The sequence below is a fragment of the Porphyromonas gulae DSM 15663 genome (assembly GCF_000378065.1).
GTDB classification, from domain to species: Bacteria; Bacteroidota; Bacteroidia; order Bacteroidales; family Porphyromonadaceae; genus Porphyromonas; species Porphyromonas gulae.
On record NZ_KB899196.1, the window covers coordinates 1 to 5,498 of the forward strand.

At 42.3% G+C, this 5,498-nt stretch carries 2 pseudogenes; both read left to right on the top strand.

Annotated elements, in window-relative coordinates:
- Positions 1 to 119: pseudogene (locus F452_RS12380) on the top strand (fimbrial assembly protein); the annotation flags it as partial.
- Positions 120 to 267: 148 nt separating this feature from the next.
- Positions 268 to 5,498, top strand: a pseudogene (locus F452_RS13090) (hypothetical protein); the annotation flags it as partial.

Here is a 5,498-nt window from a genome sequence, read left to right on the forward strand (position 1 = left end):
TGCCTCGTGTGGATGATGGAGAGCTTCCTCCTCCCGAATTCGGGCCTGAACTTTATCGTTTGCCATTACCCGAGAAGGTCTTGAGAAACCATTGGTATAAGTATGAAGTCGAGATTTGATGTGTGAAAGCAAATTTATCTGTTTCGGTTAAAAATTGAGGTAGTGATATGACTTTTCGGGGGGCTATGAAAATTGCTTATAGCCGTTTTGTTAAATATCGATATACCGCCATTCAGATTAATGATGACGAAAAACAAAAGAAGAAATATGATGAAGATGTTTGAAAAAAAGTTCTTGTCCCTGTTTTTTATAATATTCACTGTGCTGATCTTACCTTGTGGCATGCATGCCCAGGTGTCTTTTGCAGCGTATTCTCCTACTGCAGCTCCATCCATTAAAGTATGTGATGGAGAAGAAAAGTTAACGGTTGATTTTACAATGGCGGTGCAGACTTCCAATGCTGTTGAGGTGAGGGTCAAACTTGCGGATGGAATAGAATATGCAGAAGGGCTTATCCTTGAAAGTGTAAATCCTGCAGGTGCTGTTGCGATAGTGGCAAGCGATATTTCCAATTTGAATGAGCCAATATTTAAGCTGACTTCTGCTGATGGAGACGATATTATCGCATTGGCGACAGAGGTCTCGTTTTCTTTTAAAAGAAGAGCTGCGTGTAGGGCATGGGAGAATGCAATAAATGCTGCGACTAGCGGATTTCTTTTTAAAGATAAAGTCACAGTTACAGTCGATGGTGCTAGCTCAAGCAAAGAGTCAAATACCTATTCTGTGGCATTCCCGAATTTGATTATTAATGCTCCAGCAGCTCAAAACAACAAACAACCCGGAGAGACGATTACTCGTGAGTTTACTATTTCGAGTGGTTCCGCTAATACTGTTAATACGGTTTTCATTTCCATAGACCATGGTTCTGAAGATTATTTTTCAGGCACGGGGGCATATAAGTTGGAAGTCGTACCTGTTAGCGGATCTCCAATCGAAGTTACTTCCCCTATTGTAGAAAGTACCAAGAGAACTTATACGCTTAGCGGAAATCTTTTAGGGGCTGACAACATGCTAACAAACGGAGAGGTAATTACCTTACGTGAAACATTTGTCTTAAAGACTTGTAATCCGAAAACGCTCTATGGTTTGGGTTGGGGATGTAGTGTCAGTAGTCAGTGTGAAGTGAAACAGGTGCAAGCCGTTATTACAATGATGTACGGTGCTGCTAAAGTTAAGCATCTTCCGCTTACTAAACCTGTACTTACGTCACCCTGTGAACCTTTCACTATTACTGCAGGATACACGAATGAAGGTACTGGAGACAAGATGGGGGGAATGTATGATGTCAATGTTGTGGGATTTACCAATCAGTATTCACCGCAAGAGTTTGATATCCAGAGATTTGTTGACTTTAAGGTTGGTGGAAAATCTATTCCTAATTCATATACCAATGATAGAGGGGTAGACCTCAGATTTGAGAATTACTTTAACGTTGATCCGGATGGTGCCGGTGTAGGTTTGGACGATCTTGATGGAGATGGTTTTTATGATGATTTGCCCGTAGGAGCTACTGTCAAAGTTGATATGATAATTAAGTTCAGATGTGAAGATTTTACAGATTGTAATGTGTTCATCGGGGATTATGGTTATATCAGCAAAGTTAAATATCGTACAGCCTGTGATAAACACAATTGGGTTAATCCCTCCCAATATCACATACATCCCCTGGCAGATATGGCATTTCGACATGACAGATTCAGTGATCTTTCATATATGCCTCTTAATATTGAGGCCGGCCGTCCTTTCAACTTGAAAATAGAAACGAAATGGGAAAACTTCCGGAATTCATATATAACCGAAAATACACGCTACATTGTAGAGATAGATTTAGTTCCTGGTCTATCTATCGATCCCTCTAAGATAACGTGGGCACCTATGAAGAAACCTATCTCCGAAAATGATTTTACTTATTCCGACCCAGTTTCACCGGGTAGCGTAACAGAGCAAGATGGCAAATTGCTCATTGTTTCTCCGACCAACCGTATAGGGCGAGTATTGCTAAAAGATTTAGTGTATACCTGCCAACCCGGATCAAACAACCTTCGTGTTAAATATCGTATTAAGATTGTTCTTGACTATGTCCATCATCCTGAGTGTGCATGTCCTGTTGCGCCCTTGTTGTGCGGAGAACATGTTCCTCGGGTTCTTGGTTGTGGCTCGCCATGTAGTGCAGGACTCTCTACGGGGATCCCCGTTGTGGAGCGTGAAGACAATTCGCTGGGTTGGACCGATTACACCATGTCTACATTGCAAAGCCGTTCCAATATTTCTGCTTATGACTTGGCTAAAGCTCTGTATATGGATGAAATAAAAATCTCGGCAAGTGCTGTGCAATATGGTGCTGCCTCTAACCTGGGAGCACATTTGGTCTTGAATACGGATATAGATGGAAGCAGAGGGCTTACACCTCTTTCTGCGGATATTACGGTGTTCCGAAGTGGAGTGGAAATTGCTTCTGCTACTGGTCTCAAGAAATTTAATAATAAAGCTTCCTCTGATGGAAAAGAGCAGATTGTCGACTGGGACTTTACTTCTGCTTTGCCTGCTGATGGTCTACTGAACGGAGATAAAATCAATATAGTAACACATTATCGAGTTACTTCTGAAAGATATCCGAGAGGAGATAAACAGACAGGGAAAAAGTGGTATATATACAATTCCACAAGCGCACCTGGGGCAAATGTATGGGATGGGGTTCATTCAACGTGTTTGGATGTGATACCGGAAATGTATCTGTTGGGGACAAAATCTTATAATGGTGTCAACCCGATCCGAACAAAAGCTTGTGAGACTGTCGATTTAGGAGGAAGCACTTCTAATTTTGCCCGGCGTTTTGATTCGGGAGCTTTGAATTATGAAAATGAATATCGCCCCGGTATAAAGTTGCTGAATTACTATGTCAAAATGCCCAAGTCGTATGTGCTAAATAATGTCAGATTTAGAAATGGGCATAATCCTGTGAGTGAAGCGAATCAGGCCCTTACCCTGACGCCGCAAAGCACTATAGATCAAGGTGGTTTCTTCTTGTATAAGTATCCTGTACCTGATAATAATCATAAACACCATTTTCCCATTACGGTAACCAATCGCTATGGTGCTGGAATGACTATAAATGCGACACCCACTTGTGCCTCAAATGATGTTGCACCGGATTATGAAGTTTTTGAAACCTATACGGAGTTCATTGACTACTATTACTATACAGCAAAATTGGCTAATGTCCCTGAGGAGTTCAAAAAAGGAGGTATTGGACAGACTTCTTCTGCTCTATTAGGTCAGAGCAGTCGTTTGCAATATAGCAATAAGCCCTCTATTGAATTGGTGGATCAAACAGGAGAGGTTGAGCTTTCCGGTAAAGTAGGAAGTTGGACAATACGATATAATAATCCTTCACAGAGTGCTTCTCCCTTTATATGGCTGGCTTTGCCTGATGTGTCAGGACTTAAGATCACTAGAGTCTCTCGGGTTTCAGACAGTCAAGAGATTCCCGCAATTCCTTATTCTGGTGGAAAAATGTTTCATTTGAATGATATCGGAGTTCCTGCGGGACAGGCTATTGACTATAAAATTGAGTTTGAGTATTCCGGATGTGCTGCTCTTACGCTTGGAGCTTTGGGTGGTTGGAATTGTAAAGGTTATCCTCAATCGCCTGATGACTACATTTGTAACATCAATAACATTGGGTTGAAACTTAGACCTCTTGTATCTGCTATGGAGTTGAGACAAGTATCAGTCCCTCCTGCTGTGCCTGAGCCCATATTATGTACGACACTACCATATGAATATCGTATTCAAGCTACAGACAAGGCCAATATATATGATCCCCAATTTACTATAGTTGCGGAAGATGGATTGACCATTACACCTAACATCGTTCAGGTTCGCTATCCGGCCGAAACCGGAGTTTGGCATAATTTGAATGTAGCGAATAATGTGGTCAACTTAATCGAGCACCCTGCATTAGCCGCCATAGGATATCTTAAAGGAACTATTGAGGCTGCCAACAACCAAGAGCGTCAGATCGACGTTAAATTCGGAATAAAGACTGGTTGCGAGTTCGTTTCGGGTAAAAATTTCCGGGTGAGAGCAGACGGAAAAAACACTTGCAACATGAATGCTAAAGGTTCTGGTATTGCTATAAGCACTCCTCCTATTAGGATTAAAGGAGCTGTACTCCCTTACACCACATCTGCTTCTACTCAGGTGGTTACGGCTGATGTTACTGGATCGGATTGTAAAGCTCCTAAAACTGTAAAAGTAAAGCAAGTGATCATCGGTGGAACAACCACTGCTGACGCTTACCTTGAGGTTATTATTCCTTTAGGATTCAAGTATGTTCCTGGATCTTATGCTCCGGATAATGACCTTCCGGGAGGCGCTAATGCATATGATGCAGGAACGGAATCGGTATCTGTTACTGCCAACTCTGAGGATAAGATTTCTGTAAAAATCAAAGGAGGATTAACCACAGGAGATTCTTTTGCTTACAAATTCGAGATACGGGAAGACGACCAGAATGTTCCTCCTTGTGGAAACCATACACTTGAAATAACTAATGTCGAGAAGATTCCCGGACTCTGGTGTGAAGGCGTTCAATGTTCAGCCACCTATGTTGCAACCGGAGTCAATAAGTTTGAGTTTGCTCTTGACAAACCCTACTTGGATGTTACAGTTGGATCGGCTGTTTCTATCCCAAGCGGAGGCAACGAGAATATCACGATAGAATATACTGTAAAGAATACTTCGAATATCCCATTGAAGGACGGAACAGTAGTAACACTTTTCTCGGATAAGGACAATAATCTTGTATACTCTTCGGGAGATGTTGTTGTCGGGACTCAGCCCCTTTCAACGAGTGTAACGAATACTTCACCTGTTACTCAGACGCTAAAGATAAAAGGAGTAAATCCTGCTAGTACAAGCAATTTGGTTCTTAGTATTTTGCCCCAAGACGGATGTTATTGTGAAATCAATCCAGCGAGAGTCGATTTGATAAAACTTCCGCGCAATTATTGGATTGGAGGCACAGTTGGTAAGCCTAACGAATGGAAAGAGCCTAACAACTGGACTAACAACAGTGTTCCCGATGCTGCAGAGGATGTTGAATTCGCCACTGAGGTGAATAATCCGACCGATCCGAACAATCCGAAGTCTGGCCCTGCGAAGGAGAACCTGCATTTGGATGATCTTTCTCAGAATGGAACAGCCGGTCGCGTTATCGGTAACCTGATCAATGATTCGGATAAAGATCTGGTGATCACACAGGGCAATCAGCTGACGATCAACGGAGTAGTTGAGGATAACAATGCGGTTGCCGGTACTATTGTCGTGAAGTCTTCGAAAGACAATCCGACCGGGACATTGTTGTTCCGTAATCCCGGGGCTAATCAAGATGTAGGAGCTACTGTCGAGTTTTACAATCAGGGATATGATTGTGC